This is a genomic window from Planktotalea sp. (genome assembly GCF_018607995.1).
GTDB lineage: Bacteria > Pseudomonadota > Alphaproteobacteria > Rhodobacterales > Rhodobacteraceae > Planktotalea.
In genome coordinates, this window is sequence record NZ_JABBAL010000028.1 from 1 (window position 1) to 25,502 (window position 25,502).

The window sequence follows — 25,502 nt, forward strand, 5'->3', positions numbered from 1 at the left end:
CCGTGAATCATGACAGCGCCGCAAGCTCAATCAGTTAATGGGTCCTGACCCTAGCGCCACATCGCTTTTCCAGAGGTTTTGCAAACCTGAAATGACGCTGATTTCACTGAGATCAAACAACGGTAGCAGCCTTGCGCGCATAAGGGGTGCGAACCACGCGATGGGAAAGGCGTTAGGCAACGCCAAATTAATCAATTTGGGTAGAGAGTTCATATCAGTGTATAGACCCACAATCCGAAAAAGCCGAGGGCGCAGAGCAAGTGGAGGTGGTCCAACCGCCACCATTTACGTCCTTGAAGGCGATAGGACAGCGCAAAGAGCAGGGACACGAGGACTGGTAAAGCCATGCCCGAGCCTGCGTTGAATACACCTTGGTTTAGGATCAAAGAGGCCATGCGCCCGACCTCTGTCCCACTAATGCCCGCGATGGGTGGCACATATTTCGCAGCGATCCCAATGAAGGCGATGACAACGGTCGCAAGAGCAGCAAGCCTCGACGGACCCTTGGCCACGAAGATGCGCAACAGCGCGAGCGCGCCGATGACTTCGATAAAGAAGAACGTCTTGATCATCAAAAATGTGAGGATCGTGTTGTTCGGTTCAAATAGGGTGCTAAAATTACTCACATTCATAACGTGGCGGTTCAGGCGTTGTGATGCAAGTGGGTAGCTGTTCCAAATTTCCGTCGAAAATTTGGGGCCCCCTCGCTAGCGCACCGCCTCAATAGGTCCGTCAGCGCGCCCATGAATGAATTGCTCCAAATAGGGCTCGCCGGCATGATCCATATCAGCGACTGGACCGCTCCATTGAATGACGCCGTCGTGCAGCATCGCGACATTATCCGCAATCGCGCGCACAGAAGTCATATCATGGGTGATCGTCATCGCTGTTGCCCCCATTTCAACGACGATTTCGCGGATCAGATCGTTAATCACGCCGGACATGATCGGGTCCAACCCAGTTGTAGGTTCGTCAAAGAAAATTATCTCAGGCTCCGCCGCAATCGCGCGGGCTAGGCCTACGCGTTTTTGCATGCCGCCCGACAATTCTGCGGGCAGGCGATCCGCCACATCAGGCTTCAATCCAACGCGTCGCAATTTCTCAATCGCGATTTCGCGCGCTTCCTCTCTCGGACGCTTGAGAGCACCGCGCATCAATCGAAAGGCAACGTTTTGCCAAACCGGTAGGCTGTCAAACAAGGCCCCGCCCTGGAACAACATGCCAAACCGCGCCAAGAAGGCGTCGCGTTCTGCCATTGCCGCGTCTTGACCGTCCACCGTAATTGTCCCGCTATCCGGCGTCACCAAACCTAGCACCGACTTCAGCGCCACGGACTTGCCCGTGCCAGAGCCGCCAATAATGACCATCGAAGTGCCGCGCGCGATCTCTAGGTTCACGCCTTGTAAGACGTGATTGTTGCCAAAGGATTTTTTTACGTTGGCAAGCGTGATCATAGCGAGAAAAATACCCCTGTAAGCATGAAGTTGGCCGCTAAGATAAGGATTGCAGCCGCCTCGACAGAGCCTTTGGTTGCTGCCCCAACCCCTTGAGCGCCTCGTGCTGAATTCATACCGTAATAACAACCCATCAAGGTTGCGATCGCGCCAAAGACTGCGCCTTTAGCAAGCGACGAAAATACGTCTCGCAATTCTAAGAAATCGAAGGTATTTGCAAGATAAGTGGTCGAGTTGAACTCTAGCGTGCCAGTGGCGACCAAGTAGCTGCCCAAAATGCCAATCACATCGCCAACACCCACCAAAATAGGTATGCAGATAACGCCCGCCAAGACCCGTGGCACGGTCAAATATTGCATCGGATGGGTCGAGAGAGTGACCAAGGCATCAATCTGTTCGGTTACTCTCATGGTAGCGATCTCAGCGGCAATTGAAGAAGTTACGCGCGCGGCGATCATCAGGCCGACCAACACGGGCCCAAGTTCACGCACCATGCCAATCGCAACGATCTGCGGTACCACGGCTTCTGCGTTGAATCGTGCGCCCCCCGCGTAGATTTGCAATGCAAGCGCGCCGCCTGTGAAAACTGCGGTAAGGCCGACCACGGGCAAAGAGAGCCAGCCAACATTCAAGATCGCGGTGCCAAGCTCGCGCAGATAGAAAGGGCGGCGAAAGATGTGGCGGAAAGTGCTGAACGCGTAGATAGAGATTCGTCCCAATGCGGCAAGCATGTTCAACGTGGCTGCGCCAAGACTTGCAAGGGGGCGAGTGATCGCCCTCATCCCAGGTACTGACGAGAATAGCGCGCACCGAGCGAGGTTAGGATCTCATAGCCAATGGTGCCCGCATTTTGTGCCAAGGTCTCGATAGATTGTTGCGGCCCAAGAAGTTCCAGCGCGCTCGGCAAATCGCTCACGTCGGTGACATCAATGCCAATGCTATCCATGGAAATTCGGCCCGCCACAGGCACGGCTGTGCCATTGGCAAAGAGGTGGATTTTCGGCCCCATCACCCGCAAAATTCCATCCGCATATCCGCAAGACACCGTCGCAATGCGACGGTCTCGCTCTGCAATCCACGTGTTGCCGTAACCCACGCTTTCGCCCGCTAACACATCTCGGGTCTGGATGATCGGTAGAGACAGCGACACAACAGGTGTCGCATCGACAAAGGGTAGCCCGCCGTAAAGGCCAATACCAGGTCGCACCACATCGAAATGATACTCGGGCCCCAGCAAAATGCCACCAGTCGCGGCCAAAGAGCGGGGCGCTTCAATGCCATCGGTCATCTCGTTAAAGGCGGCCAATTGTTGCGCATTCATTGGATGGCTCGGGTCATCCGCGCAGGCCAGATGGGAAATGATCAACATCGGGCCTTGCGGCAGGACCAGTGATCTCACGGCTTCCCATTCGCCCTCTTCCATGCCGAGGCGGTTCATCCCAGTATCAAGCTGGATGCCAAAAGGCGTACCGGGCAGGGCTTCAAAATGGCGGAGCATTTGATCAATGGAGCTGAGTAGCGGGATCAAATGCAACTCTGCGATCATATCAGTGTCACCTGACATATGACCGGACAGGATATAAATTTCGGGATCAGGTCCAAGGGCTTGCCGGATGTCCGCCGCTTCTTCAGCCACGGCGACAAAGAACTTGTGCGCACCGGTTTGGGCCAAGCGCCGTGCTGCGCCCCCGATGCCTGTGCCGTATGCGTCCGCTTTAACCACAGCTCCAGTTTCGGCAGTGCTGAGGCGGTCGAGTGCGCTCCAGTTCGCGGCCATTGCCGCCAGATCGATTGTTAAAGTTCCAGTTCCCATAAGGTGACGTGTTTGCCACGACAGTGCTGCGCGTCAAGGGTAAAAGGCCACTTGCGATAGAGCGATGGCCTTCGCTAGCCGCAATCGGGCAGGTCTGCGCAGGTGATCACAGCCATTTTGGCCAACATGTGACTGACAGGATCAGTATGTGATCTATAGCTGCCAAAGCTGCTGCAAATGAGGTCCGCATGAACCGAAAGCGCCAAATGCTCGCGGTATAAATCGCGCGCGCCTTGCTCTAGCGTTTGTTGTTGCGCCGCATCGATATGCAGCTTGACCCCAATCAAAGCGAGGATTGCGACCAGCGCCGTAATCAGTGTAGCGACCGCTTCGATGCTGTCTGCGTTGCGTTTGAACCAAGTCATCGGGTGTCCTCAGCAGGTTTGTGCTCGTCATAACTTGCCTCCAATTCGCTGTGTAGGAATGTGCCAAAGTTGATTGGTTCAAACTGCGAAGTGTTACTTGAGATTGGTGTAATCATTGCGCTGACATGCGGGTCGTAAAAGAACGGGCAAGAGTAGCGTTCGCGTCCGCTGGCATTGATCACCCGGTGCGGTGTTGATCGCAAAATTCAACCGGATAGGCGGTGTAGCATGTCGCCAATATTCACTACAAACGCATCTTCGCGCGGTGGGACATCGATCTAGTTGCCCTTAGGTGCAAGCACTTGCAAGCCGGCGACATCGTCCGTGGCGAGGAACAACAGGTCCTTGCCCGTTACATTTTCAAGGGGCTCATTTTCCAATGCTAAGATGATTGCGCTTGTGTTAGCACACCAGAGAGAGCGGCCCAAAGCCGGAAAAGCCAACTGTCAGCGAACAACCAATCCATGGCTTGGCGCAACATCACTTGGCCTGGAATGGGCTTAGAAGCTTTGATCGTTTGATCCTACCTGCCAGGATTTCGCCAAATTCCCAAAGCGCGTGAACTGGGCCTCGAAGCTAAGTTCCACCGTGCCAATGGGGCCATGACGTTGCTTGCCGATGATCACTTCGGCTTTGCCATGCAAGCGGGACATGTCTTCCTGCCACTGCGCCATTGCTTCAAGGTTGTCATCATCGGGTTTCTCACGCTCTTTATAATACTCACCGCGATAGACGAACATCACGACATCCGCGTCCTGCTCAATCGAGCCTGATTCACGCAGGTCAGAGAGTTGCGGACGCTTGTCTTCGCGGTTTTCAACCTGACGGGAGAGCTGGGAGAGGGCAATCACGGGGATCTGCAATTCCTTTGCGATGGCTTTGAGGCCCATAGAAATCTCGCCAATCTCTTGGACACGGTTTTCCGACGTGCCGCGCACCAGTTGGAGATAGTCGATTATCAACACATCCAAACCATGTGTGCGTTTCAGGCGACGCGCGCGGGCAGAAAGTTGTGCAATTGGGATCGCGGCGGTGTCGTCGATGTAGAGCGGGCATGCCTCAAGCTCTTTCGCGGCTTCGACGAAACGGCGGAACTCAAACTCTTCCATGTCGCCTTGGCGGATCTTATGGGATGAAATTTCAGACGCCTCGGATAAAATACGTCCGGCAAGCTGCTCGGCGCTCATCTCAAGCGAGAAGAATCCGACGACGCCACCATCCACAGCCCCTTCTGTGCCATCGGCGAGCTTGCCCTGTCGAAAAGCTTTGGCGATGTTGAAAGCGATGTTGGTGGCAAGCGATGTCTTACCCATAGACGGGCGACCTGCGAGGATCAGAAGGTCGGATTTATGCAAACCACCCAGCATTTTGTCCATATCGCTAAGGCCTGTGGAGACACCTGCCATGCCGCCCCCACGCTCATAAGCGGCATTGGCTACGTTCACCGCATCGGTGATTGCGCGCAAGAAGGACTGAAATCCACTGTCGGAACTGCCTTTTTCTGCGAGCTTATACAGCTCTTGCTCCGCTTCAACGATCTGCTCTGCGGGCTCAGACGCCACATCGACGCGCGCGGCTTTCGAGGCGATATCACGCCCTAGGCCCATCAATTCGCGTCGGATCGCGAGATCATAGATAATCTGCGCATAATCGCGTGCGGCAAAAGCCGAAATCGCAGCGCCCGCGAGACGAGCCAGATATGCGGGGCCTCCGAGTTCTTTCAGACCCTCATCATCCTCAAGAAACGCCTTGAGCGTGACGGGGGAGGCCAGATTGTTCTTCGCGATACGCGCGGCGGCGACTTCATAGATGCGCTGGTGCACGGGATCAAAAAAATGGCGCGGCTGAATGATAGACGCGACACGGTCATAGATATCGTTGTTGGTTAGGATCGCGCCCAAGAGCTGCTGCTCTGCCTCGATAGAGTTCGGCATGGTTTCAGCTGTGGCAACATCCACCTGCGTTTGATTGATTGACGCGATTTCGTTCATGACAGACCCCACACATTCCCTAATGTGTTCTTACAAAACGGACGGGGGAAGGTGCAAATTGTATGTTTCTGTGGATAACCCAAAATCATGCGGAAAACCACAATATGTTGTGGGCGCGCAGGGATCAACTCTCAGTCCTTGTGGTTAAAAAAGAACTAACGTGTTGAAGGTCGGGTTAATTTTATGGATACCTTAGGCTTTTTTGTGGGCGTCTTGCCATGCGCGCGGATCATTGAGGAATGCTTCGACGCCCGCCAAAGTCTTTGCATCAAACGCGCCTTGCGCTTTTGCTTCGGCCAGCACATCCCACCATGTGCATAGGTGATGTAAGGTAACCCCATGATCCCCGAGCGTTTTTTCGGTTTCAGGGAAAATGTCGTAGTAAAAGATCACGGCCGTATGCGCGCAACTCGCGCCGGTCTCACGAATCGCATCGACGAAATTGAGCTTGGAGCCTCCATCCGTCGTGAGATCCTCGACTAGTAGAACACGTTGGCCTTCGCTCATATCGCCTTCGATCCGTGCACCACGTCCGTGCCCTTTTGGCTTTTTGCGCACATAGGTCATGGGCAGTGCCATCCGTTCGGCCACAAGGGCGGCGTAAGAGATACCCGCGGTTTCACCGCCTGCGATATTGTCGAACGCCTCAAAGCCTGCGTTGCGCATGACGGTGACGGTCATGAAGTCCATCAGCGTTGATCGGATGCGCGGATAAGAATTGGGCTTGCGGCAATCAATGTAAGTTGGGCTTGGTAAGCCAGACGAGAGAATGAAGGGTGTTTTAGCGTTGAAATGCACTGCTTTGATTTCAAGCAGCATCCGCGCGGTGAGGCGGGCGATTTCGGATTGGTTGGGGAAGCTGGAAGGGATCATAACGGTACTCTTATTTGTGGGTGCGGGGCGAGGGGCCAACCCCTCGCGCTTCCTGGGATATAAATGGAAATAGGAAGATCAAGGGGTGACAGACCACTCGAGCGCGAAACCCGGATCGAAGACCGTGACTTCACCGACACCTGTGATGATTTTCTCAGGGCAGGTAGGCGGGGTTTTGGTGAGGGTGATGTGGTCTTCGTTTGGGGCAAGGCCGTAGTGCGCAGGGCCATTGAGGGAGGCGAAAGCTTCTAGCTTGTCGAGCGCGTTTTGCTGGTCGAACACATGGGCGAGGATCGACATGGTGTTGGTAGCGGTAAAGCAGCCCGCGCAGCCGCATGCGTTTTCTTTCAGCACATCCGTATGAGGGGCTGAATCCGTGCCAAGGAAGAAGCGCGCCTCGCCAGAGGTAGCAGCATCAACCAGCGCTTCGCGGTGCAGTTCGCGTTTTGCCACTGGCAAGCAATAGTAGTGCGGTTTGATCCCGCCCACGAGCATGTGGTTGCGGTTGATGACCAAATGGTGCGTGGTGATCGTCGCGCCGAGGCTGTCGTCTTGGGCACGTGCGTAATCAACTGCGTCTTTGGTGGTGATATGTTCCATCGTGACCTTAAGGCCGAGCGTGGCGCGCCTGATAGGATCAAGGATCTTGTCGATGAAGACGGCTTCGCGATCGAAGATGTCAACCTCTGGATCGGTCACTTCGCCGTGCAGGCACAGCGGCAAACCGATCTCAGCCATCACATCAAGAACCGGCTGCACACGCGCGAAGTCGCGCACGCCACTGGTGGAATTGGTGGTTGCACCCGCGGGGTAGAGTTTGACCGCTTTGATCAAGCCGCCCGCGTGGGCGGCGCGCATATCCTCAGGGTCCGTGTCCTCAGTCAGATAGAGGGTCATCAAAGGCTCGAACGTCATACCCTCGGGGAGTGCTGCGAGAATCCGCGCTTGGTAGGCGAGCGCATCCGTGCTTGTTACCACAGGTGGCACAAGGTTGGGCATAATGATCGCCCGCGCGAAATGACGTGCCGTTTCAGGCAAAACCGCGCGCAGCATATCGCCATCGCGCAAGTGAAGATGCCAATCGTCAGGGCGGCGGAGTGTAAGGCTTTGTGTCATGCTGGTTCGCATACACCGAAGCTGCGTGAAGGGCTAGGGGTTTGCGTGTTGTCTTGCTTAGGGATAATGTTCTGCGCAGCCAATAGGAGTCGCGTCATGATTTTTATCAGACGTTTAGCGGGTCGCCACTGATTTTGGCTGCTTGCGAGAAGCTATGCGCGGATTGCTCTCGTTTGAAGGGCTGCCCGAAGGATGGCTTCACGAAGGTCAGGTCGTGGACGTAAAAGTGTCCATGTTCCGGGGTTTGCCCGCACAACCCTACCGGATGGAGCTGATCGCTTTCGATCCCAAAAACCTTACCTTCACCTCAAAAGAGGTCGGCATGGGTGTAAAACACTGGCAACATCGCTTGCGCATTGTGCCGCATGCCAACGGCGCTGAGCTGATTGACGAAATCGAAATTGAGGCAGGATGGCGTACTGGCATGATCGCAGCTTGGGCTCGGTTTATGTATGCCCGCCGACACGGGCCGCGTGTGCGAATGCTTGCTGATCGGTCGGCTTAAGGTGTTTGCGGCGTTTGATCGGCGATGAATGCTGCGATTTGCTCGCTACGTTTTGAAGCGGGGTGCCAGCAGTTTCGCTGCAGCATGATCGCAGATTGCTTTGGTGAATCCACAGCGCTTCACATCCTCTACATACCCGAGGAGTGCGCGCAAGTAAGTGCGATCGCGGCGGCGCATGCGATGCAGACTATGGTATTCGGCAGGAACCGAGGTTTCTGAGCCGACAGAAACGAGCAGGGGATAGAGAATTTCAAGGCGCATCATTTGCACATCAAGCGCGACGCCAAAGTAGGGCATCCACAACTTATCAACGTTCGCGCACGTGAAAAGTGCTGCATGCATCGTGTCTAATTCAATGCGTGGGTCATATATGACTGTTGCACTTGCAGCAGCGCCTAGCATGTCGGGCGCATGCCCCGTAGCCACAAGATCCTGCGCCGTAAAAGATCACGCGGTCAAAATCTTTAAAGAAGCCATCATCGACCAGGCGTGTTCACGTACCATTTCAAAGCTGATGGGATGTGCTTTGTTGTTCATCGATTGAACCGATTGTACGGTTTCAAACGTCACCAGAAGTGTTTTGCCAGCATCAATAAATGCCACAGTGTGCTTGGCACTGAGGGGTTGGAAATATCCGGCCTCATCCGCAAGCTCCTCGAGAGCACCAAGCCATGCCTGACCGGTTTGGCCCGCCAGTGATTCATTGAGTATTTGATGCGTTTCTTGCATTGGATCGGCTCCTGCGCGAATCGTAAAGCCTGTCTTTTTCGGGCTATTCATTATGAATGTGGCACACAAATGCGGCAGCATTGGGAAAAGGATGTGCCTATGGTTTGTCAAATTGCAGCGGTTTCAGCCACTCTTTGCATTGCTACTGCGTGCGAATTGGCGCAGGTTTCGTGCTCACTGGATCGCACAAATACCAAATAGGATTGCGCCTAATGAATGATGCCCGTTTTGATCAAATCCCCGAACAAGCGCTCGCATGGCATCGTGTTGGGCTAGGTGCGGCTTTGGCAACTGTGATCGAAACTTGGGGCAGCGCACCGCGCCGTGTGGGCAGTCAATTGGCGATCAACGGGCGGGGCGAAATTGTCGGATCTGTCTCGGGTGGTTGTGTTGAAGGAGCGGTCATCGTTGAGGCGCAAGATGCGATCAAACAAGGCGATGTGCGTGAATTGGAGTTCGGGGTCTCGGATGGTGATGCATTTGCGTTGGGTTTGGCCTGCGGTGGCACCATCCGTATTTTAGTGGAGCCCATTGGCGCGACCCTAAGTGAAGAAATCCTGGCGCAATTGGTCGCCGCGCGCGCGGCGCGAGAGCCCGTGGCCTATGTCGCAGACCTTGACAGCGGTGCGCGTGTTTTGCGGCGCGACGGCTTTGACGCGCGATTTGTAATGGATCGCTCGGGTTTTGAACGCGAAACACGGCAGTTCGTCGCCATCCACAACCCGCCTTTGCGCTTAATCATTGTCGGGGCTGTACATATCGCGCAAGCGCTGGTGCCGATGGCGCAAATGGCGGGGTACGATCCGTTGGTGATTGATCCACGTGAAAGCTTCGCAGCCCAAGCGCGGTTTCCTGATGTGCAAATCTCAAATGAATGGCCAAGTGATGCGGTGGAAGCCACCGGTCTTGATGCGCGCACAGCACTTGTTTTGCTGACCCATGATCCCAAGCTTGACGACCCTGTTTTGTACCATGCGCTGACTTCAAACGTGGCCTATATCGGCGCGCTTGGATCCAAGCGCACGCAGGCCAAGCGGTTGGAACGCTTGCAGGACGCAGGGTTCACTTCAGAACAATGTGCGCTTATTCATGGTCCGATTGGCCTAGATATCGGCGCGAACAGCCCTTCTGAAATCGCGATTTCGATCATTGCCGAGATGACGCAAGTGCTTCGCAAAGGCTGCACATGATTTTTGCCGAGCTTCCAACAACAGACACGCAGGGCAGTATTTTGGCCCATTCTATAGAGCTGCCAAAGGGACGACTACGCAAGGGCGCGGTGTTGGCTGCGGGACACATCGACGCGTTGCTGAATGCGGGCATTGAACGGGTGACGGTTGCCACTTTGGAAGTGGGCGATGTCGAAGAAAACGATGCTGCGCGACGACTTGGGGAGGCTCTTTTGGACGGGGCAAACGGGCTTCGCGCAACCGCTGCCGCGACAGGACGGGTGAACATTATGGCGGACCATGCGGGCGTGGCGCTATTGGATGTGGAGCAGCTTACGCAGATGAATGCCCTGAACCCGATGATCACTTTCGCGAGCGTGCCTGATCATCATCAAATGCATCAAGGCGGAATGTTGGGGACGGTAAAAATCATCTCCTACGCCGTGCCGGAGTTTGATTTAGAAGCGGCCTGCGCGCTGGCGAGCGGAGCGGTCAAGCTCGCGGCACCCATGTCGATGAGCGTGTCGCTGATCATCACACAAATCCGCGAAAATGCGGATGAAACGAAAGCGATCGCGGCCACCGAGGCCCGTTTGAACGCGCTAGATGCCCGCTTACTCAACGTGGTGACGTGCCCACATGGAATCGCACCGCTCGCGAAAACGATCCAGCAGGTGCAGGGCGATCTCATTCTTATTTTGACAGGTTCTGCAACGTCGGACCCTGCTGACGTGGCACCTGCCGCACTTGTCAGCGCAGGGGGGCATTCGATCCGCTTTGGAATGCCGGTTGATCCCGGAAACCTTTTGTTTATCGGTGATTTAGACGGGCGCAGTGTGATTGGCCTGCCGGGATGTGCGCGTTCGCCTGCATTGAACGGCGCTGATAAAGTGCTGAGCCGTGTTCTGTGTGGCGTGCCTGTCAGCAGCGCAGATATTGCGGGCATGGGTGTTGGTGGGTTGTTGAAAGAAATACCGACGCGGCCACGCCCAAGGTGGGCCAAATAGGATTCGCCTAAGTTGGGTGGTTTGATGTGTTTGGCGGGACCTAACATCCACGACAGTTTCGGAATCCCACAAAACCGATCTTTGAAAACAAAAAGTCCGGCACTTTGGCCGGACTTTCATAATTCAAAAAAAGGCTCGGATTACTTCGGCAATGGGCCGATCAACATAACCATCTGACGACCTTCCATCTTTGGAAAGTTCTCGACACGGCCATGTTCTTTGGTGTCGGCAGCAACGCGTTCCAACAACTCGCGGCCAAGGTTAAGGTGCGCCATCTCACGACCGCGGAAACGCAAAGTGACTTTCACTTTATCTCCGGTTTCCAGAAACTTATAGACGTTGCGCATCTTTACATCATAGTCATTCGTATCAGTATTTGGACGGAACTTGACTTCTTTGATCTCGATAATCTTCTGCTTCTTACGCGCTTCGGCTTCACGCTTTTGCGTCTCGTATTTGAACTTACCAAAGTCCATAATCTTGCAGACGGGCGGATTGGCGTTGGGGGAAATTTCCACCAGATCAAGACCTACTTCTTCGGCCATAATCAGGGCTTTTGCAGGGTGAATTACCCCAACGTTTTCACCTTCTGCGCCAATCAGGCGGATCTCAGGAGAGCGGATTTTATCGTTAACACGAGGTCCGGTGTCGCGCTGTGGTGGCGCATTGTGTGGTCTGCGGGCTATGGTATTTATCCTTAGATGGCTATAATTTCGAAACCTCAAGGTAAAGGTTGCGTGCGCTGTCTTCAAGCGCCAAATCGCTGATCTTGGGTCGTTTGGGCATGTTTTCCTCTTGCGTTTAAGCACTCATTTCGCGTTTGCAACATTCAGGAGCATGTGCTGAATGCGAAAAGTTTTTCTCGAGGGAAAGTTTCATGAAGAATTTGATTTGGGTTGTCCTGGCTGCTGTCGTGTTGGTTGGCGGTTACATGGTCTACTCCAACAACGCAGTTGAAGAGGCCGCTGCTGCAGAAGAAGCTGCTGGTGGTTTGGCAGACTTGCCGACACCAGAAGGCTTCAACTTGGATAAAGTTGGTGAGATAATCGATGGTTCTGAGCTTGCCGCTTTGAAGAAAATTCGCTCAAAACAGCCCTGGACAGAGCAAAGGACAATCCTGAGCTCCTCAACGGTGTGCTTGAGCAAATCAAAGGTACGCTTGGCATGTGAGCCAAAGCTAGGCTTTGTTTATACCCTGAAGCCTCGCATTTCGGTGCGGGGTTTTTTCTTGCCGAATCGCGTCCAAACAGGCTCCGTTACAAGTGTAAAGGAGCGGATATGCACATAACGAAACTTTCAGGATCGCTTGGCGCTGTAATCACATCGATCGATCTGAATGCTCTCTCGGATGATGGGTTCATCTCCCTGCGCGATGCACTTTTTGCCCATGGCGTCGTTGTGATCCCAAATCAGTCTCTCACACCGGAAGCACATATTGAACTGGCAAAGCGGTTCGGCACCATCGACATCAACCGTTTTTTCACGCCTGTCGCGAGCCATCCCAATATTGCCGAGGTACGCACATCGCCCGATATGACGCGAGTAATCGGTGGGACGTGGCACACGGATCATTCTTATGATCCGGCCCCTGCAATGTGCTCGATCCTCGCTGCGCGCACATTGCCGCCCTTTGGTGGGGATACTTTGTTTGCTTCCATGGCCGCCGCTTACGAAGGGCTGAGTGATGGCTTGAAGGCGACGCTACGCGATCTGAGCGCTGTACATTCCGATGGTAGTTTTGCAGATAGCAAAGTTGGTATTGATGCGGACACTTCGGCCTTTCGAGCGGCGACAAAACACCCCGTCGTCATTGCGCACCCCGATACGGGCGCGCCCTGTCTTTATGTAAACGGTGATTTCACGGTGCAGTTTGAGGGGTGGAGCATTGAGGAAAGTGCGCCTTTGTTGGCCATGCTCTACGCACATGCGACACGGCCCGAATATACTTGCCGCATTGTATGGAAAGAGGGCAGCGTTGCAATTTGGGATAACCGTTTGGTGCAGCATTTCGCCTGTGCAGATTACGCTGGCCATGCGCGTTTGATGCATCGCATCACGGTAGAAGGCACGCCGTTGTTGCGCTACCGATCTGCAAGTTAACAATCTTATAATAATTGTTAAATCGTTTCGCGCGCGAAACGAATTCGTAGGGCGCGTGATATCACGCGCCCTTTGATGTCAATCCAGAAACGCCTTCTCAACCACATATTGCGCAGGCTTTGAATTCGCCCCTTCTTCAAGACCTGCCGCTTCCAGCATCGATTTGAGTTCAAGGTTGAACGCAAGATTGCCACAAATCATCGCGCGATCGTTTTCTGCACTCAGCGGTTCGACACCCAGCTCTGCATAGGCGTCGCCAGAGTTGATCAGATCAGTGATCCGCCCCATTTTCGCACTCTCTTCGCGCGTCGTAGTGGGGTAGTATTTAATCTTTTTCCAAAACCCATCGCCAATAACCTCGTTGAGCAATTCATCATGCTCTAAGGCCTCGATCAGCTCGCGTCCATAGGTCAGTTCACCCGCAGTGCGACAGGTGTGTGTAATGATTACCTCGTCATAATCCTCATAGGTTTGAGGTTCGCGCAGAAGCGACGCAAAGGGGGCGAAGCCCGTGCCTGTTGCAAAAAACCACAGCCGTTTGCCGGGGATCAGCGCGTCATGCACCAATGTGCCCACAGGTTTGGGGCGCAAAATGATCTCGTCGCCCACTTTGATGTGTTGCAATTTGGAGGTCAGCGGTCCCTCGGGCACTTTGATTGAATAAAATTCAAGCTCCTCATCCCATGAGGGCGAAGCGATGGAATAAGCGCGCAAAAGTGGTTTCGCTTTGCCTGTTTTCTCGTTCACGTCGCCCATGAGGCCAATCATCACAAACTCGCCAGAGCGAAAGCGCATGGATGTGGGGCGGGTCATGCGAAACGAGAAAAGGCTATCCGTCCAATGTTTCACCTGTGTCACGGTTTGTGCGTCAGGAAGCGTGTGTGTTTTGGGAGTGGTTTGAGCGGTCACGGAGGTCATCTCATTCATATGTATACAAACGGAATTTAAGTTCCGTTTCCTCGTGTAATATGGATTTTCTGTTTTGGGAAGGGCGGGCGCACGTGGCCTAGCCGCGCAGGCGTGCCTGATAGTCGCCCGCTTGCCAATTGCTACGCGCAAGCCAATCCGGCTCAGGCTGGCGTTGCGCAAGGCTTGCGTCGATCTCAACCTCGTCAAAGCCCGCGCGGCGCGCCATGGCGTATTGATCTGCGATAACGTGCCCCTTTGCACGCAAGCGACCTGTGTAGCCGCGCAGGCGCAATTGACGCGCGATGGTAAAGCCACGCCCATCTGCAAAGCTTGGAAAATCAACACGGATCATCACGATTCCGTTGAAATCAAGACTGACAAGATCTGCGTCGGAGGCCAAATCAAGCGTATCTGCGCCCTCATATCCAGCGTTCCAATCATCAATTGTGAAGCCTTTATCTGTAACAACTGTGCTCATGAGAGTGTGCTTTCTGTAGTGTTAAGAGCGGATGGCACATGGATGCCGCATTCGCTTTTGTCTTGACCAGCCCAGCGACCTGCACGGGGATCATCTGTGTCGTCCGTGCGGTTGGTGCAGGGCGCGCAACCAATCGAGAGGTATCCCTCAGCGAGCAAAGGATGCGGCGGCAGCGAGTGGCTTTGCGCATAGGCGCGCATGTCCTCAAGGCTCCAATGGGCCAGTGGATTGATCTTGAGTTTGCCCGTCGCCTCATCGCCCTCAAACACCTCAAGGCTCTTGCGAATACCGCCCTGATAGCGCTTGCGCCCTGTGATCCAACCGTCAAACTCTTTGAGCGCGTTCTTCAAAGGCGCGACTTTGCGCAGACCACAGCAAGCGCTGGTGTCAAACGTATGAAGCGCGCCGTATGGGTCTTCCTTGGCGAGGTTCTGACCGTCAGGCTTAATCACGCGCAAGTCGCGCAGTCCCAAGTCGCGGGAAAGCTCTTTTTGATAGCTCAACGTTTCGGCGAAGTGCTTGCCCGTGTCGAGGAATAGCACAGGCATGTCAGGCTGCGTGGTGGCTACGAGATGCAAAAGCACAGCCGCCTCCGCACCAAAGGATGACACCAGTGCGATCTTGCTCAGACGTTGCTCTGAATGCGCAATATTGATCGCAATGCGGGCTTCTTCGACACGGTGCCGCAGGCTGAGGGATGAGACAAGATCATCAAGCGGCATCGGATTTTTCATCCTCGGCTGGATAAAGCGCCGCTTTGAATGGGGCGAGACCGAGACGGCGGTAGCTTTCGATAAAGGTTTCTTCGTCGCTTTGACGCAGCTCCAGATAAGCCTCCACAAGGCGTTCAATCGCGGGGATAATGTCATCCGCACTAAAGCCCGGACCTGCGCGCTCTCCAATGGCCGCGGTTTCTGTGTGATCACCGCCAAGCGTGATTTGATAGCTCTCCACGCCAGCGCGATCGAGGCCAAGAATGCCGATATGTGCCACATGGTGATGCCCGCAAGCGTTGATGCAGCCAGAGATCTTGATCTTTAATTCGCCAATCTTATGCTCGAGTTTCAGCTCGTCGAAACGTGTCGCGATTTGCTGGGCGATCGGGATAGATCGCGCGGTCGCAAGGGCGCAATAGTCCATGCCCGGGCAGGCGATGATGTCGGAGATCAGACCGATGTTCGCAGTCCCAAGTCCGTTCGCTTTGAGGATGCTGTGCACCTCAGGCAGATCGGATTTATGCACATGCGGCAGGATTACGTTCTGTTCGTGAGAGATACGTAGCTCATCATGTCCGAAGCGCGCAGCGATGCCTGCAAGAACGCGCATTTGTTCCGCGCTCGCATCACCTGGCGTTGCGCCGTGCTTTTTGATGGAAACGGTAACGATAGAGTAACCATCCGCTTTGTGCGCATGCAGGTTCGTGTCAGACCACGCGCGAAAGACGAGATCGCTTTGACGTGCGCTGTCATAGGCATCGACGGATTTCACCGCAAACTCAGGCGCGGCAAAGGCCGCTTCGATATTCTTAAACAACTCCTGATCAATGCCGCTGAAGCGCGCTTTGATCTCAACGAACCGTTCGTTTACGAGGTCGCGGATTTTCTCCAAACCGTTCTCGTGTACAGTGATTTTGATACGCGCTTTGTACTTATTATCGCGGCGCCCCAAGAGATTATACACGCTGACAATTGCTTCCAAGTAGGGCAGCAAATCTTCACGAGGCAAGAAATCTGCGATGACTTTGCCCAGCATGGGCGTTCGGCCCAAACCGCCGCCCACGATGACCTCAAAACCTGCAACGCCGTCGCGTTCTACCATGCGCAACCCAATGTCATGGGCGCGCGTTACGGCCCGGTCGCTCTCGGAGCCAGTTACGGCCACTTTGAATTTACGCGGTAGGAACTGGAATTCGGGGTGGTCCGTGGACCATTGACGGATCAGCTCTGCCACAGGGCGCGGATCGGCGATTTCATCGGCGGCAGCACCCGCGAAATGATCCGCAGTTACGTTGCGAATGGTGTTGCCCGAGGTCTGGATCGCGTGCATTTCCACGGTGCCCAAATCATCAAGCATGTCAGGAATGTCGCGCAATTCTGGCCAGTTATACTGGATATTCTGGCGCGTGGTAAAATGGCCATAGCCCTTGTCATACTTGTCCGCGAGATGTGCGAGCATGTTCATCTGGCCAGAGTTCAGTGTGCCGTAAGGAATGGCGACACGCAGCATGTAAGCGTGAAGTTGCAAATAAACACCGTTCATCAAACGCAGCGGTTTGAACTCGTCTTCGGTCAAATGACCGGCGATGCGGCGCTCCACCTGCGCGCGGAACTGTGCATTGCGGGATGCGAGGAAGGATTTGTCGAAGTCGTTATATGCGTACATCAGAATTGCTCCTGTTTGCCGTGTGCGTAATTGGAGGGGCCTTTGCGGCGAAACGCCTCACGAAAATGGATTGGTTCGGGGCTATCCGGGCCGTCTTGCATGTCTGCAAGGTAAGCTCCGACGACCACGCCTGTTTGCGCTTGGGCTTGCAGCAGGCGTAGGTCTGCGTCGGCTTCATCCATCAGCAAAACCGCGTCTTTCAATGAGCGCGTCCAACGATCATCGTTGGTGAGATAAACAACATCGCCTTCTAGAAGCGCGTTTGCGGTGACGACTTTGGGCGTGAAAGAACGGGACATTATGCGAATTCCTCTTGTGGGAGATCGGCGAGTGAACTGGCAGCTTCGTGTGGGGCGAGGCCAAGGAAAATGACCGCAGGGCCTGTGACGGCGGTGACTTCTGCGAGGGTTTCAAGGGTCGCCGGAATGATGCGTTGATCAGGGCGCGATGCGTTCTCGATTAAGGTGACGGGGGTCAAACGATCCGCACCGTGCATGAGCAAGCGTCCTTGCACAAATCGTGCGGCTTTCTTGCCCATATAGATCGCGGCGACTGCGTCCGGTTTGGCAAGAGTCGCCCAATCGTGATCTGCGAAACCCTTCATGTCATGTCCTGTTAGGAACCGGACAGACCCATTGCGTCCACGACGTGTGAAGCTTTGCCCGATGCTTGCAACTGCGGCGGAGGCAGCTGTGATGCCCGGGATAATAGAGTAAGCGATTTCATGAGCTTGGCAGGTTTCGATTTCTTCATCAAGGCGGCCAAAGATGGTAGGATCACCAGATTTGAGCCGCACAACCTGAGCACCGTTTTGAGTGTACTCTGCGATCAGCGTGTTGATGTGGTCTTGAGGCATGGAGGGGCCAAAACCCTCTTTGCCTGCATCGACAATCAATGCTTCGCGGCGCGCAAGTTCAAGGATTTCACCAGTGACGAGGCGGTCGTGGATAATGACATCCGCCTCATCAATTGCCTTGCGCGCTTTGAGGGTGAGAAGTTCGGGATCCCCAGGACCTGCGCCAACAAAAGCGATATGTGCGGTACGGGTTTTCCGGGCGATGTGTTTGCTGAGTGTGGCGTCGAGGGCCGCTTGGATATCGGTCTCGCTGTCGGCTTTGGGGCCACTGGTGAAATAATAGTCCCGCCAAAAGTCGCGGCGCGCGCGGCCCATTGGCAGTACATCTGCGGCCTTTCGAAAGGTCTTGCCGATACGTGCGAGCGTGCCCAGTTTTTGTGGCAAGCGCTCTTCAAGATTTGCTTTGATCGCACGCGCGAGAACAGGTGCTGCGCCTTCTGTTCCGATTGCGATTGTGACGGGATCACGGTCTACGATAGCAGGGGTGATGAATTGGCTGTCGCCGAGATTATCGACGATGTTCACCATTGCTCCATCAGCGCGGGCGATTTCGTAGGTGCGCGCATCAAGCGCGTGATCTTCATCTGCGGCATAGGCCAGCACGGCACACATGGCGTCACCTGGCGCGATGGAGCGTGCGATATAGGTGAGTTTGCCTGCCGCGTGCCACTGTTCAATCTCGGGTGCGGCTGTCGGGCTGAACACTGTGATATGTGCGTTTGTTTTTAGGAGGAGACGGAGTTTCGCCAATGCGGCCTCACCACCGCCTGCAAGGATCACGCGGCGACCTGCGAGGGCGACGAAGATTGGGAAGTGATCCATGAGGTAGCTCCATTCGGTTGGTGTCTGACCGCAATATAGGAAGATATTCTTCATTTTTGCTAGGCATTAGGGTCTGATAGGGAAGTTGTTTTGCAATGAGTTTAGTTTTGGTCTAAACGTTCTGAGAATGAGAGGAATTGCGAATGGCTGCCCGAATAGACGATACAGACCGAAAAATCCTACGCGCGCTCCAGGTGGATGCGGACCGTTCGCTGGATGAAATTGCCCGTGAAGTGGGGTCGAGCAAGACCCCCGTGTGGAATCGTATCCGCAAAATGCGTGAGGCGGACATTATCGGGGCGCAGACAGTAAAACTGGATGCTGAGGCCTTGGGGTTTGAGGCTTGTTTCTTTGTATTGATCCGCACGTCGGAGCATGATGCGAGCTGGCAAGCGGCGTTTCTGAAGGCGCTTTTGGAGCGCGCGGAGGTGCAAGAGGCGCATCGTTTGGCGGGCGATATTGATTATATTTTGAAGGTCAGGGTTCAGAATGCGAGGGCCTATGATGTGTTTTATCAAGCGCTGATTTCAGAGGTGAAGGTGCATAATGTGACAGCACTTTTGTCGATGGAAGAGATCAAAAGTACGACGGCGCTTCCGATTTAATATTTCGAATTGCTATCGCAATCCGACCGGTGCGGGGGCTAGCCCCCACACCGGTTGGGATATTTAAGGAAATAGGAAGCGCTTAGGGGGCCTTGTTTTGGGCGATGGTTTTCAAAACGGGGACAAGTTTTTGTGTGAGACCTTGAGAGAGGCCGTTCGCAATGACTGGTTTTTCACCAGAGCCGAGGCCGGAATCTTCCCATAGCATGAGGCGGCCTGAGGGTGTTTGTTTGTAGAGTGAAAGCCAGACAAACATCGCGGTTGGGCTGTCTGCACCACGAACGTAAAGTGTAAGGTGCGCTGCGTTTGGTGGTGAGTTTTCGGTAGTTAGGTAAACGTCGCGTTCAAAGCCTCATTCTGTGCGCCTAAGTGCGATATGAGTGCGGTCCTCTGTGCGGATCATGGGCTCAATGCGTATTAGTAGATCATCGCAGGCGGCATTGGCGAAACTCGCGTGCGTGAAGCTGACGCATTGAGTAATGATTGTGTTAATTCCCTTTGCTTTTTCGGGGGTGAGATTACGTGCTTGAGCCGTGGTCGGGGCGGCAAGGCAGAAAAGCAAAGCGAGCATCACATAGCGCATTTGAAAATCCTCAATCAGTGGTGAGCATCAAGCGTTCAAGCCCGTGGAAATGGTAAAGATCAGCGTATTTCGGGGGGGCTGTGATTTGGAGCTGTGGGAAACGCGTGAATAACTTGGGAAGTGCGACGCGGAGCTCTAAACGTGCAAGCGGTGCACCAACACAGAAGTGGAGACCGCCGCCGAAACTGGTGTTGGTTTGGATTTTTCTTGAATATTCAAAGCCGTTTGGATCAGGCCATTGCACGCCATCCCGATTTGCAGCAGCCAGCATCAAGGCGATCTCATCGCCGCGTTTGAAGCTGTGGTCATCAAGATCAAGGTCTTCATAGCAATAGCGCGTGAATACGTGCAAAGGCGGATCATAGCGCAGGATTTCTTCGACGGTTTGATCAATCGCTTGATCGGATAGCGCGCTAAGGGGTGTTTGCGACTCGATCAAGGTTTTCACGCCGTTGCCGAGTGTGTGCACTGTGGCTTCATGCCCCGCGTTCAGAAGCAAGATGCAGGTTGTGATCAGCTCATCCATGCTGAGTTTGTCGCCGTTTTCCTCTGCGTATAGAAGTTGGGTGATCAGATCGTCCGCAGGGTGTTTGCGTTTCTCTTCGGCAAACTCACGAACAAAATTGGCAAAATCGGTGGCGGCCTGTGCCGCGCGGTCCTCAATGGTGCGATCACGGCGGGCTTGATACATGGCGACCATATCGTTGGACCATGTAAGTAATTGATCTGAAAGGTCTTCAGGCACGCCAAGTAAGCGGCAGATGATGATCACGGGGATCGGCGTTGCGTAATGCTTGATCAGGTCAAAAGGCTGATCTTGCGGGATCTTGTCGAGTAAATCATCACAAAGCTCCTCGATTTCTGGGGCGAGTTCTTTGATCCGGCGGGATGTAAATGCACGCAAAACGAGAGAGCGCAGGTGCGTGTGGCGTGGCGGCTCTAGCTCTAACATGGAGTGGGCTTCAATTGCATAAAATGGCGCGAGATGTGGGGGGATTTCAGCGGGCTCAATCGCTTCTCGCCCAAATCGGCGGTCTTTCAAGATCTGCATAACTAGTTTGTAGCTGAACACTGCCGTCATTCCATACGCGGGCCAATCCTGAACAGGGGCAAGCGCGCGCGCTTTCGCATAGGCGGTGTAGGGGTCCTGCACGAATGCGGGGTCGGTCGGGAGTTGTTGCCAGAGTGTCATGAGCACAGCATTGCTAGGATCAAGGGGGCTTGGCAAGCCCTGCGCGCGACGTTGCGCTTGTTTCGACGCAAGGGACTCAAAGGCTTTGATATCTGCAAGATTGGTTAAGCGCTTGAGACCTGTGCAAATCCAGCGCATTCTCTGTGTCACAGAGGGGCCCGACTCGTCGGGGTCTCACTCATATTCAATGCTCTGGGAGGAGATATTCATGAAGTTTCTAGCAACAGCCGCGACGGCTTTGGCACTTGCAGTGACTGCAAACACAGCGGCTGCAGCCTGTGATGACGGTGAGATCGTCATCAAGTTCAGCCATGTGACAAACACAGACAAGCACCCGAAAGGCATCGCGGCGACTTTGCTTGAGCAGCGCGTCAACGATGAGATGAACGGTAAGGCCTGCATGGAAGTGTTCCCGAACTCCACGCTTTATAACGATGACGCAGTTCTTGAGGCGCTGCTTCAGGGCGACGTTCAGATGGCCGCGCCGTCTTTGTCAAAGTTTGAGCAGTTCACCAAGACATTCCGCTTGTTTGACCTGCCGTTCATGTTCAAGAACATCAACGCGGTTGATGAGTTTCAAACGTCTGAAACCGGTCAGGCGATGAAAGAAAGCATGACGCGTCGTGGTCTTCTTGGTCTTGCGTTCTGGCACAATGGCATGAAGCAGATGTCTGCAAATGTTGCGCTTGAATCCCCAGCAGATGCGAATGGCCTTAAGTTCCGCGTTCAGAACTCTGACGTGCTTAAAGCACAGATGGCAGCGATTGGCGGATCTCCGCAGCCGATGGCTTTCTCTGAGGTTTACGGCGCATTGCAGACAGGTGTTGTGGATGGTCAGGAAAACACATGGTCCAACATCTACGGCAAGAAGTTTTTTGAAGTGCAGGATGGCGTCACTGAAACCAACCACGGTATCATTGACTATCTCGTCGTAACGTCCACGGATTTCTGGGACGGTCTGCCGGATGACGTGCGCAGCCAATTGGGCACGATTGTCGAGGAGGTGACGGCAACACGTAACTCCGAATCCACTGCTGTGAACGCAGCTGCACGTCAGTCCATTCTGGATGCAGGCGGCGTTGTACGTGAGCTGAGTGCTGAGCAGCGTCAAGAGTGGGTCACCACGATGATGCCTGTTTGGGACCAGTTCAAAGAGGACGTGGGTCAAGAGAACATCGATGCCGCGCAAGCGATCAACGCGAAGCACTAATTCCACGTTATGTGGTCCACTCCGGCGCATGAATTCGCGCCGGAGTGAGATATGAATTCACCCAGAACAGAATAGGGAGGCACCGGCATGTCTGCGCATTTTGAGCCGCAAACTGCATTGGGCCGCGCTGTGAATGAGATCGAAGAGACGGCGATTGCGCTGATCCTTGGCCTCATGACCTTGATCACCTTTACCAATGTGATCCTGCGCTATGGCTTCAACACAGGGTTAATCTGGGGGCTTGAGATGGTCTCCTTCCTTTTTGCTTGGCTCGTATTATTTGGCATCAGCTACGCGGTGAAAGTGACCGCGCATTTGGGTGTCGATGCGATCATCAACCTCTTCGGCACGCCCGTGAAACGGGTCCTTGCGATTATCGCCGTTGCGGTGTGTATCGCTTACGCGTTTTTACTGCTTAAAGGGTCGTGGGATTACTGGGCGCCTTTCGCGGGGTATGATTCCACATCTGGACGCTGGTTCCCGACGGGGTTCGAGAATAGCCGCGATCAAGCATGGTATGAGACCAACGACATTCCTTTGCCTGAGTTCCTGCGTTTTCTGGAAAGCAGCATGAACCAAGGTGAAGAATACGAAAAACTTCCGCGGTTTATTCCTTACGCGATGCTGCCGTTTGGCGCAGCTTTGCTTTTGTTCCGCTTCATCCAAGTCGGCATTCGTGTGCTCAAAGGCACGCAAGCCACGATCATCGTCAGCCATGAGGCCGAAGAAGATGTGGCCAACGTGGCCCGAATGAATAAGGAGGGCTGAGGACATGGAAGTCGCAATTTTATTCACTATAGTCATCGGCCTGATGCTAGTCGGCGTGCCCATCGCGATCTCGCTTGGTTTCTCGTCGATCATCTTCTTACTGGTGCTGAGCGATACATCGCTTGCCTCAATCGCGCAGACGTTTTTCCAAGCGATGGCAGGGCACTACACGCTGCTTGCGATCCCGTTCTTCATTTTAGCCTCTAGCTTTATGTCCACAGGCGGCGTTGCGGCGCGGATCATTCGTTTCTCGATTGCCATTGTGGGCCATCTGCCCGGAGGCCTCGCAATCGCAGGTGTCTTCGCGTGTATGCTCTTCGCAGCGCTCTCTGGCTCTAGCCCTGCGACAGTTGTGGCCATCGGCTCCATAGTCATCGCGGGCATGGTGCAGGTGGGCTATAGTAAGGACTTCGCGGCTGGTGTAATCGCCAACGCAGGTACGCTTGGTATCCTCATTCCGCCGTCCATCGTGATGGTTGTTTACGCCTCTGCAACGGATGTTTCCGTGGGCCGTATGTTCCTTGCGGGCGTCATTCCGGGTCTTATGGCTGGCACGATGTTGATGGTGACGATCTATGCCATCGCGAAAATGCGCAACATGCCCAAAGGCGAGTGGAAGGGCTGGGGTGAAGTCTGGGCTTCAGGTGCGGAAGCAGGCTGGGGCCTGTTCCTGATCGTGATCATCTTGGGCGGCATTTACGGCGGTATCTTCACCCCGACAGAGGCAGCGGCCGTGGCCGCGGTCTATGCGTTCTTCATTGCGAATTTTATCTATCGTGATATGGGGCCGCTTTATAAGGGTGAGGGGCAGCGCAATCTAAGTCTGCTTGAAAAACCTATCGCTTTGGCCACTGCGTTCTTCCACAAAGACACGCGCGATACGTTGTTTGAAGCGGGCAAGCTGACAGTGACTTTGATGTTCATCATCGCCAACGCGTTGATCCTGAAGCATGTCCTGACTGACGAGCAAATCCCACAGCAGATCGCTGGCGCGATGTTGCAAGCGGGTTTTGGTGCGGTGATGTTCTTGGTGATAGTCAATGTGATCTTGCTGATCGGTGGTCAGTTTATGGAGCCATCAGGCCTCATTGTCATTGTGGCCCCCTTGGTGTTCCCAATCGCGATTGAACTGGGGATTGATCCAATTCACCTTGGCATCATTATGGTCGTGAATATGGAGATCGGGATGATCACGCCGCCAGTTGGTTTGAACCTTTTCGTGACCTCTGGTGTTGCTGGCATGCCTATGATGCGTGTGGTGAAGGCGGCGCTGCCATTCCTTGCAGTGCTCTTCGTGTTCCTGATCATCATCACTTATGTGCCGTGGTTCTCAACCTTTCTACCCACCTATTTCATGGGGCCGGAGATCATAACAAAGTAGTAAGAGCCACCACACCACAAAGAAAAGTCGCGCTTTGCAGAGATGCAGAGCGCGGCTTTTTGTTTTAAACGGTAAAGCTAGGGCGTCCAAAGCGCGGTGTCTGGATGGAATTGGGACCAAGCAAACCAGAAGGCCTGATGACTGCCAAGGTCTATATTGCCGGTGCCAACAGCCCTGATGCCCCCTGCTTCGAGCCTTAAAGAGACGTTTTCATACTCCACAGTTCTTGCTTAGCGCAGCGCCAGAAACGCAGCGCTATGCTGGAACGCCACAGGTTTGCCAGATGCAGTTACAGCGCCGATGGCGTCCTCATGAACGGGCAGGCAGGGGTCCACATCGCCAATTGGAAAGATAGGCGCGTTCGCGTCACGGCCATTGCGAAAATGAGGATTGCGGCCAAGAGCATAGCGCTCAAGCAACACGGTCGTCGCAGGATGCTCGCGCTTCAAGTGCCCCAATTTGTAGCGATGGCTGTCGCTTGTTTGAGCTGCAACCCTTTGCGCGCGAGTGGGCCACAGGTGCGTCTAGGCTACAGTTTTCAGAAATAACTCGCGTCTAGTGCGGTGAAACGACGAGGATGAAATCAATGGCAATCACGACGCTTAAAACTGGAAAATCCGAGGCGGAACGCGCAGAAGACGATGCGAAAGTGCGCGGTATCGTTGAGGATACGTTAAAAGATATTGAGGAGCGCGGCGATACAGCTGTGCGCGAGTTGAGCGCGAAGTTCGATAAGTATGAACCTGAGAACTTCCGTTTAGCCCAATCCGAAATAGACGCTGCGATGAGCAAAGTTTCGGCGCGCGACATGGAACATATCAAATTCGCGCAGGTCCAAATTCGCCGTTTCGCCGAAGCGCAGCGCGCGTCAATGACGGATATCGAAGTGGAAACCATGCCGGGTGTTGTGCTGGATCACAAGAATATCCATTTGCAATCAGTGGGTTGCTATATACCAGGTGGTAAGTTCCCGATGGTCGCTTCTGCGCATATGTCGGTGCTCACGGCCAATGTTGCGCAGGTTCCTCGGATCATCGCGTCTGCTCCTCCAATGAACGGTGAACCGCATCCGGCAATTGTTGCGGCGATGCATATGGGTGGCGCACACGAGATTTACGCGATGGGTGGCATGCAAGCGGTGGGTGCGATGGCGATTGGTACGGAAACGATCAAACCTGTAGATATGCTGGTCGG

31 protein-coding genes and 1 pseudogene are annotated in these 25,502 nt (G+C 54.2%); 10 read left to right on the plus strand and 22 right to left on the minus strand.

Translation table 11 applies throughout. The annotated features are described in order from the left end of the window. Nucleotides 1-51 precede the first annotated feature (51 nt). From QZ280_RS10930 to pyrC, 9 genes and pseudogenes are all read right to left on the minus strand, one after another. A pseudogene (locus QZ280_RS10930) lies at nt 52-213 on the minus strand (paraquat-inducible membrane protein A); the annotation flags it as partial. Further along, the gene (locus tag QZ280_RS10935) at nt 210-626 is read right to left on the minus strand and encodes a hypothetical protein (protein WP_293443979.1); all 417 of its coding nucleotides are present in this window, start codon (nt 624-626) and stop codon (nt 210-212) included. The gene QZ280_RS10935 and the pseudogene QZ280_RS10930, both read right to left, overlap by 4 nt. An 81-nt stretch (nt 627-707) precedes the next feature. Next, nucleotides 708-1,454, minus strand: coding sequence for an ATP-binding cassette domain-containing protein (locus tag QZ280_RS10940; RefSeq protein ID WP_293443982.1), 747 nt, complete (start codon nt 1,452-1,454; stop codon nt 708-710). Further along, complete coding sequence (locus QZ280_RS10945) at nt 1,451-2,236, minus strand: ABC transporter permease (RefSeq protein WP_293443985.1); 786 nt, start codon at nt 2,234-2,236, stop codon at nt 1,451-1,453. Before QZ280_RS10945 ends, QZ280_RS10940 begins: the two co-directional genes overlap by 4 nt. Then, nucleotides 2,233-3,267: an alanine racemase gene (alr, locus tag QZ280_RS10950; protein ID WP_293443988.1), complete on the minus strand. Its 1,035-nt coding sequence runs from the start codon at nt 3,265-3,267 to the stop codon at nt 2,233-2,235. Before alr ends, QZ280_RS10945 begins: the two co-directional genes overlap by 4 nt. 74 nt (nt 3,268-3,341) lie before the next feature. Beyond that, nucleotides 3,342-3,632 carry a hypothetical protein gene (locus QZ280_RS10955; RefSeq protein WP_293443991.1) on the minus strand — a complete coding sequence of 97 codons (291 nt, stop codon included), beginning with the start codon at nt 3,630-3,632 and terminating at the stop codon, nt 3,342-3,344. A gap of 500 nt (nt 3,633-4,132) precedes the next feature. Further along, complete coding sequence (locus QZ280_RS10960; RefSeq protein ID WP_293443994.1) at nt 4,133-5,623, minus strand: replicative DNA helicase; 1,491 nt, start codon at nt 5,621-5,623, stop codon at nt 4,133-4,135. Between the two features lie 192 nt (nt 5,624-5,815). After that, nucleotides 5,816-6,496: an orotate phosphoribosyltransferase gene (locus QZ280_RS10965; protein ID WP_293443997.1), complete on the minus strand. Its 681-nt coding sequence runs from the start codon at nt 6,494-6,496 to the stop codon at nt 5,816-5,818. A gap of 78 nt (nt 6,497-6,574) precedes the next feature. Then, nucleotides 6,575-7,612: a dihydroorotase gene (gene pyrC, locus QZ280_RS10970; RefSeq protein ID WP_293444000.1), complete on the minus strand. Its 1,038-nt coding sequence runs from the start codon at nt 7,610-7,612 to the stop codon at nt 6,575-6,577. Between the two features lie 154 nt (nt 7,613-7,766). Here pyrC and QZ280_RS10975 point away from each other — a divergent pair, with 154 nt between their 5' ends. Then, complete coding sequence (locus tag QZ280_RS10975; RefSeq protein ID WP_293444004.1) at nt 7,767-8,117, plus strand: hypothetical protein; 351 nt, start codon at nt 7,767-7,769, stop codon at nt 8,115-8,117. Between the two features lie 45 nt (nt 8,118-8,162). On the opposite strand, the gene QZ280_RS10980 is transcribed toward QZ280_RS10975, so the two are convergent. After that, nucleotides 8,163-8,519, minus strand: a complete 357-nt coding sequence (locus QZ280_RS10980) for a hypothetical protein (protein WP_293444007.1) — start codon at nt 8,517-8,519, stop codon at nt 8,163-8,165. Nucleotides 8,520-8,564: 45 nt separating this feature from the next. Next, nucleotides 8,565-8,846, minus strand: coding sequence for a hypothetical protein (locus QZ280_RS10985; protein WP_293444009.1), 282 nt, complete (start codon nt 8,844-8,846; stop codon nt 8,565-8,567). A gap of 212 nt (nt 8,847-9,058) precedes the next feature. Between QZ280_RS10985 and QZ280_RS10990 the strand changes: the two genes are divergently transcribed. Together QZ280_RS10990 and QZ280_RS10995 are read left to right on the plus strand one after the other, a co-directional pair. Next, complete coding sequence (locus tag QZ280_RS10990) at nt 9,059-10,036, plus strand: XdhC family protein (RefSeq protein WP_293444012.1); 978 nt, start codon at nt 9,059-9,061, stop codon at nt 10,034-10,036. Continuing rightward, nucleotides 10,033-11,022 (plus strand): molybdopterin-binding protein, encoded by a 990-nt coding sequence (locus QZ280_RS10995; RefSeq protein ID WP_293444014.1) that lies wholly within the window; start codon nt 10,033-10,035, stop codon nt 11,020-11,022. Before QZ280_RS10990 ends, QZ280_RS10995 begins: the two co-directional genes overlap by 4 nt. A gap of 140 nt (nt 11,023-11,162) precedes the next feature. Here QZ280_RS10995 and infC read toward each other — a convergent pair whose 3' ends face one another. Continuing rightward, the gene (gene infC / locus QZ280_RS11000) at nt 11,163-11,708 is read right to left on the minus strand and encodes a translation initiation factor IF-3 (protein ID WP_365734590.1); all 546 of its coding nucleotides are present in this window, start codon (nt 11,706-11,708) and stop codon (nt 11,163-11,165) included. A gap of 191 nt (nt 11,709-11,899) precedes the next feature. Between infC and QZ280_RS11005 the strand changes: the two genes are divergently transcribed. Beyond that, complete coding sequence (locus QZ280_RS11005) at nt 11,900-12,310, plus strand: hypothetical protein (protein WP_293444020.1); 411 nt, start codon at nt 11,900-11,902, stop codon at nt 12,308-12,310. After that, nucleotides 12,301-13,122 carry a TauD/TfdA family dioxygenase gene (locus QZ280_RS11010; protein WP_293444023.1) on the plus strand — a complete coding sequence of 274 codons (822 nt, stop codon included), beginning with the start codon at nt 12,301-12,303 and terminating at the stop codon, nt 13,120-13,122. The genes QZ280_RS11005 and QZ280_RS11010 overlap by 10 nt, the downstream gene beginning before the upstream one ends. A 78-nt stretch (nt 13,123-13,200) precedes the next feature. Here the strand turns inward: QZ280_RS11010 and QZ280_RS11015 are convergent, their stop codons facing one another. The 6 genes from QZ280_RS11015 to cysG form a co-directional block, all read right to left on the minus strand. Beyond that, nucleotides 13,201-14,049, minus strand: a complete 849-nt coding sequence (locus tag QZ280_RS11015; RefSeq protein ID WP_293444026.1) for a ferredoxin--NADP reductase — start codon at nt 14,047-14,049, stop codon at nt 13,201-13,203. 79 nt (nt 14,050-14,128) lie between these two features. Further along, a complete protein-coding gene (locus tag QZ280_RS11020) occupies nt 14,129-14,509 on the minus strand; it encodes a DUF934 domain-containing protein (RefSeq protein WP_293444029.1) in 381 nt (126 codons plus the stop codon). After that, nucleotides 14,506-15,231 carry a phosphoadenylyl-sulfate reductase gene (locus QZ280_RS11025; RefSeq protein WP_293444032.1) on the minus strand — a complete coding sequence of 242 codons (726 nt, stop codon included), beginning with the start codon at nt 15,229-15,231 and terminating at the stop codon, nt 14,506-14,508. The genes QZ280_RS11020 and QZ280_RS11025 overlap by 4 nt, the downstream gene beginning before the upstream one ends. Further along, on the minus strand, nt 15,221-16,891 hold the full coding sequence (locus tag QZ280_RS11030; RefSeq protein ID WP_293444035.1) for a nitrite/sulfite reductase: 1,671 nt from the start codon (nt 16,889-16,891) through the stop codon (nt 15,221-15,223). Before QZ280_RS11030 ends, QZ280_RS11025 begins: the two co-directional genes overlap by 11 nt. After that, nucleotides 16,891-17,190 (minus strand): DUF2849 domain-containing protein, encoded by a 300-nt coding sequence (locus QZ280_RS11035; protein ID WP_293444038.1) that lies wholly within the window; start codon nt 17,188-17,190, stop codon nt 16,891-16,893. The genes QZ280_RS11030 and QZ280_RS11035 overlap by 1 nt, the downstream gene beginning before the upstream one ends. Beyond that, nucleotides 17,190-18,569, minus strand: a complete 1,380-nt coding sequence (cysG, locus tag QZ280_RS11040) for a siroheme synthase CysG (RefSeq protein WP_293444073.1) — start codon at nt 18,567-18,569, stop codon at nt 17,190-17,192. The genes QZ280_RS11035 and cysG overlap by 1 nt, the downstream gene beginning before the upstream one ends. Nucleotides 18,570-18,712: 143 nt before the next feature. Between cysG and QZ280_RS11045 the strand changes: the two genes are divergently transcribed. Beyond that, complete coding sequence (locus QZ280_RS11045) at nt 18,713-19,174, plus strand: Lrp/AsnC family transcriptional regulator (RefSeq protein WP_293444041.1); 462 nt, start codon at nt 18,713-18,715, stop codon at nt 19,172-19,174. A gap of 82 nt (nt 19,175-19,256) precedes the next feature. Here the strand turns inward: QZ280_RS11045 and QZ280_RS11050 are convergent, their stop codons facing one another. The 3 genes from QZ280_RS11050 to QZ280_RS11060 form a co-directional block, all read right to left on the minus strand. Continuing rightward, nucleotides 19,257-19,382, minus strand: a complete 126-nt coding sequence (locus tag QZ280_RS11050; protein WP_293444043.1) for a hypothetical protein — start codon at nt 19,380-19,382, stop codon at nt 19,257-19,259. A 144-nt stretch (nt 19,383-19,526) separates the two neighbouring features. After that, on the minus strand, nt 19,527-19,757 hold the full coding sequence (locus tag QZ280_RS11055; RefSeq protein ID WP_293444046.1) for a hypothetical protein: 231 nt from the start codon (nt 19,755-19,757) through the stop codon (nt 19,527-19,529). Between the two features lie 10 nt (nt 19,758-19,767). Continuing rightward, entirely contained in the window at nt 19,768-20,949 is a 1,182-nt protein-coding gene (locus QZ280_RS11060; RefSeq protein WP_293444076.1) for a cytochrome P450, read from the minus strand. A 208-nt stretch (nt 20,950-21,157) separates the two neighbouring features. On the opposite strand from QZ280_RS11060, the gene QZ280_RS11065 reads away from it, so the two are divergent. From QZ280_RS11065 to QZ280_RS11075, 3 genes are all read left to right on the plus strand, one after another. Next, complete coding sequence (locus QZ280_RS11065; RefSeq protein ID WP_293444049.1) at nt 21,158-22,159, plus strand: DctP family TRAP transporter solute-binding subunit; 1,002 nt, start codon at nt 21,158-21,160, stop codon at nt 22,157-22,159. 87 nt (nt 22,160-22,246) lie between these two features. Then, the gene (locus tag QZ280_RS11070; RefSeq protein ID WP_293444052.1) at nt 22,247-22,927 is read left to right on the plus strand and encodes a TRAP transporter small permease; all 681 of its coding nucleotides are present in this window, start codon (nt 22,247-22,249) and stop codon (nt 22,925-22,927) included. A gap of 4 nt (nt 22,928-22,931) precedes the next feature. Beyond that, entirely contained in the window at nt 22,932-24,308 is a 1,377-nt protein-coding gene (locus tag QZ280_RS11075) for a TRAP transporter large permease (RefSeq protein ID WP_293444055.1), read from the plus strand. Nucleotides 24,309-24,538: 230 nt separating this feature from the next. Here the strand turns inward: QZ280_RS11075 and QZ280_RS11080 are convergent, their stop codons facing one another. Then, nucleotides 24,539-24,757, minus strand: a complete 219-nt coding sequence (locus QZ280_RS11080; RefSeq protein ID WP_293444058.1) for a hypothetical protein — start codon at nt 24,755-24,757, stop codon at nt 24,539-24,541. Between the two features lie 137 nt (nt 24,758-24,894). On the opposite strand from QZ280_RS11080, the gene QZ280_RS11085 reads away from it, so the two are divergent. Continuing rightward, on the plus strand, nt 24,895-25,502 hold a 608-nt coding region (locus QZ280_RS11085), incomplete at its 3' end, for a histidinol dehydrogenase (protein WP_293444061.1).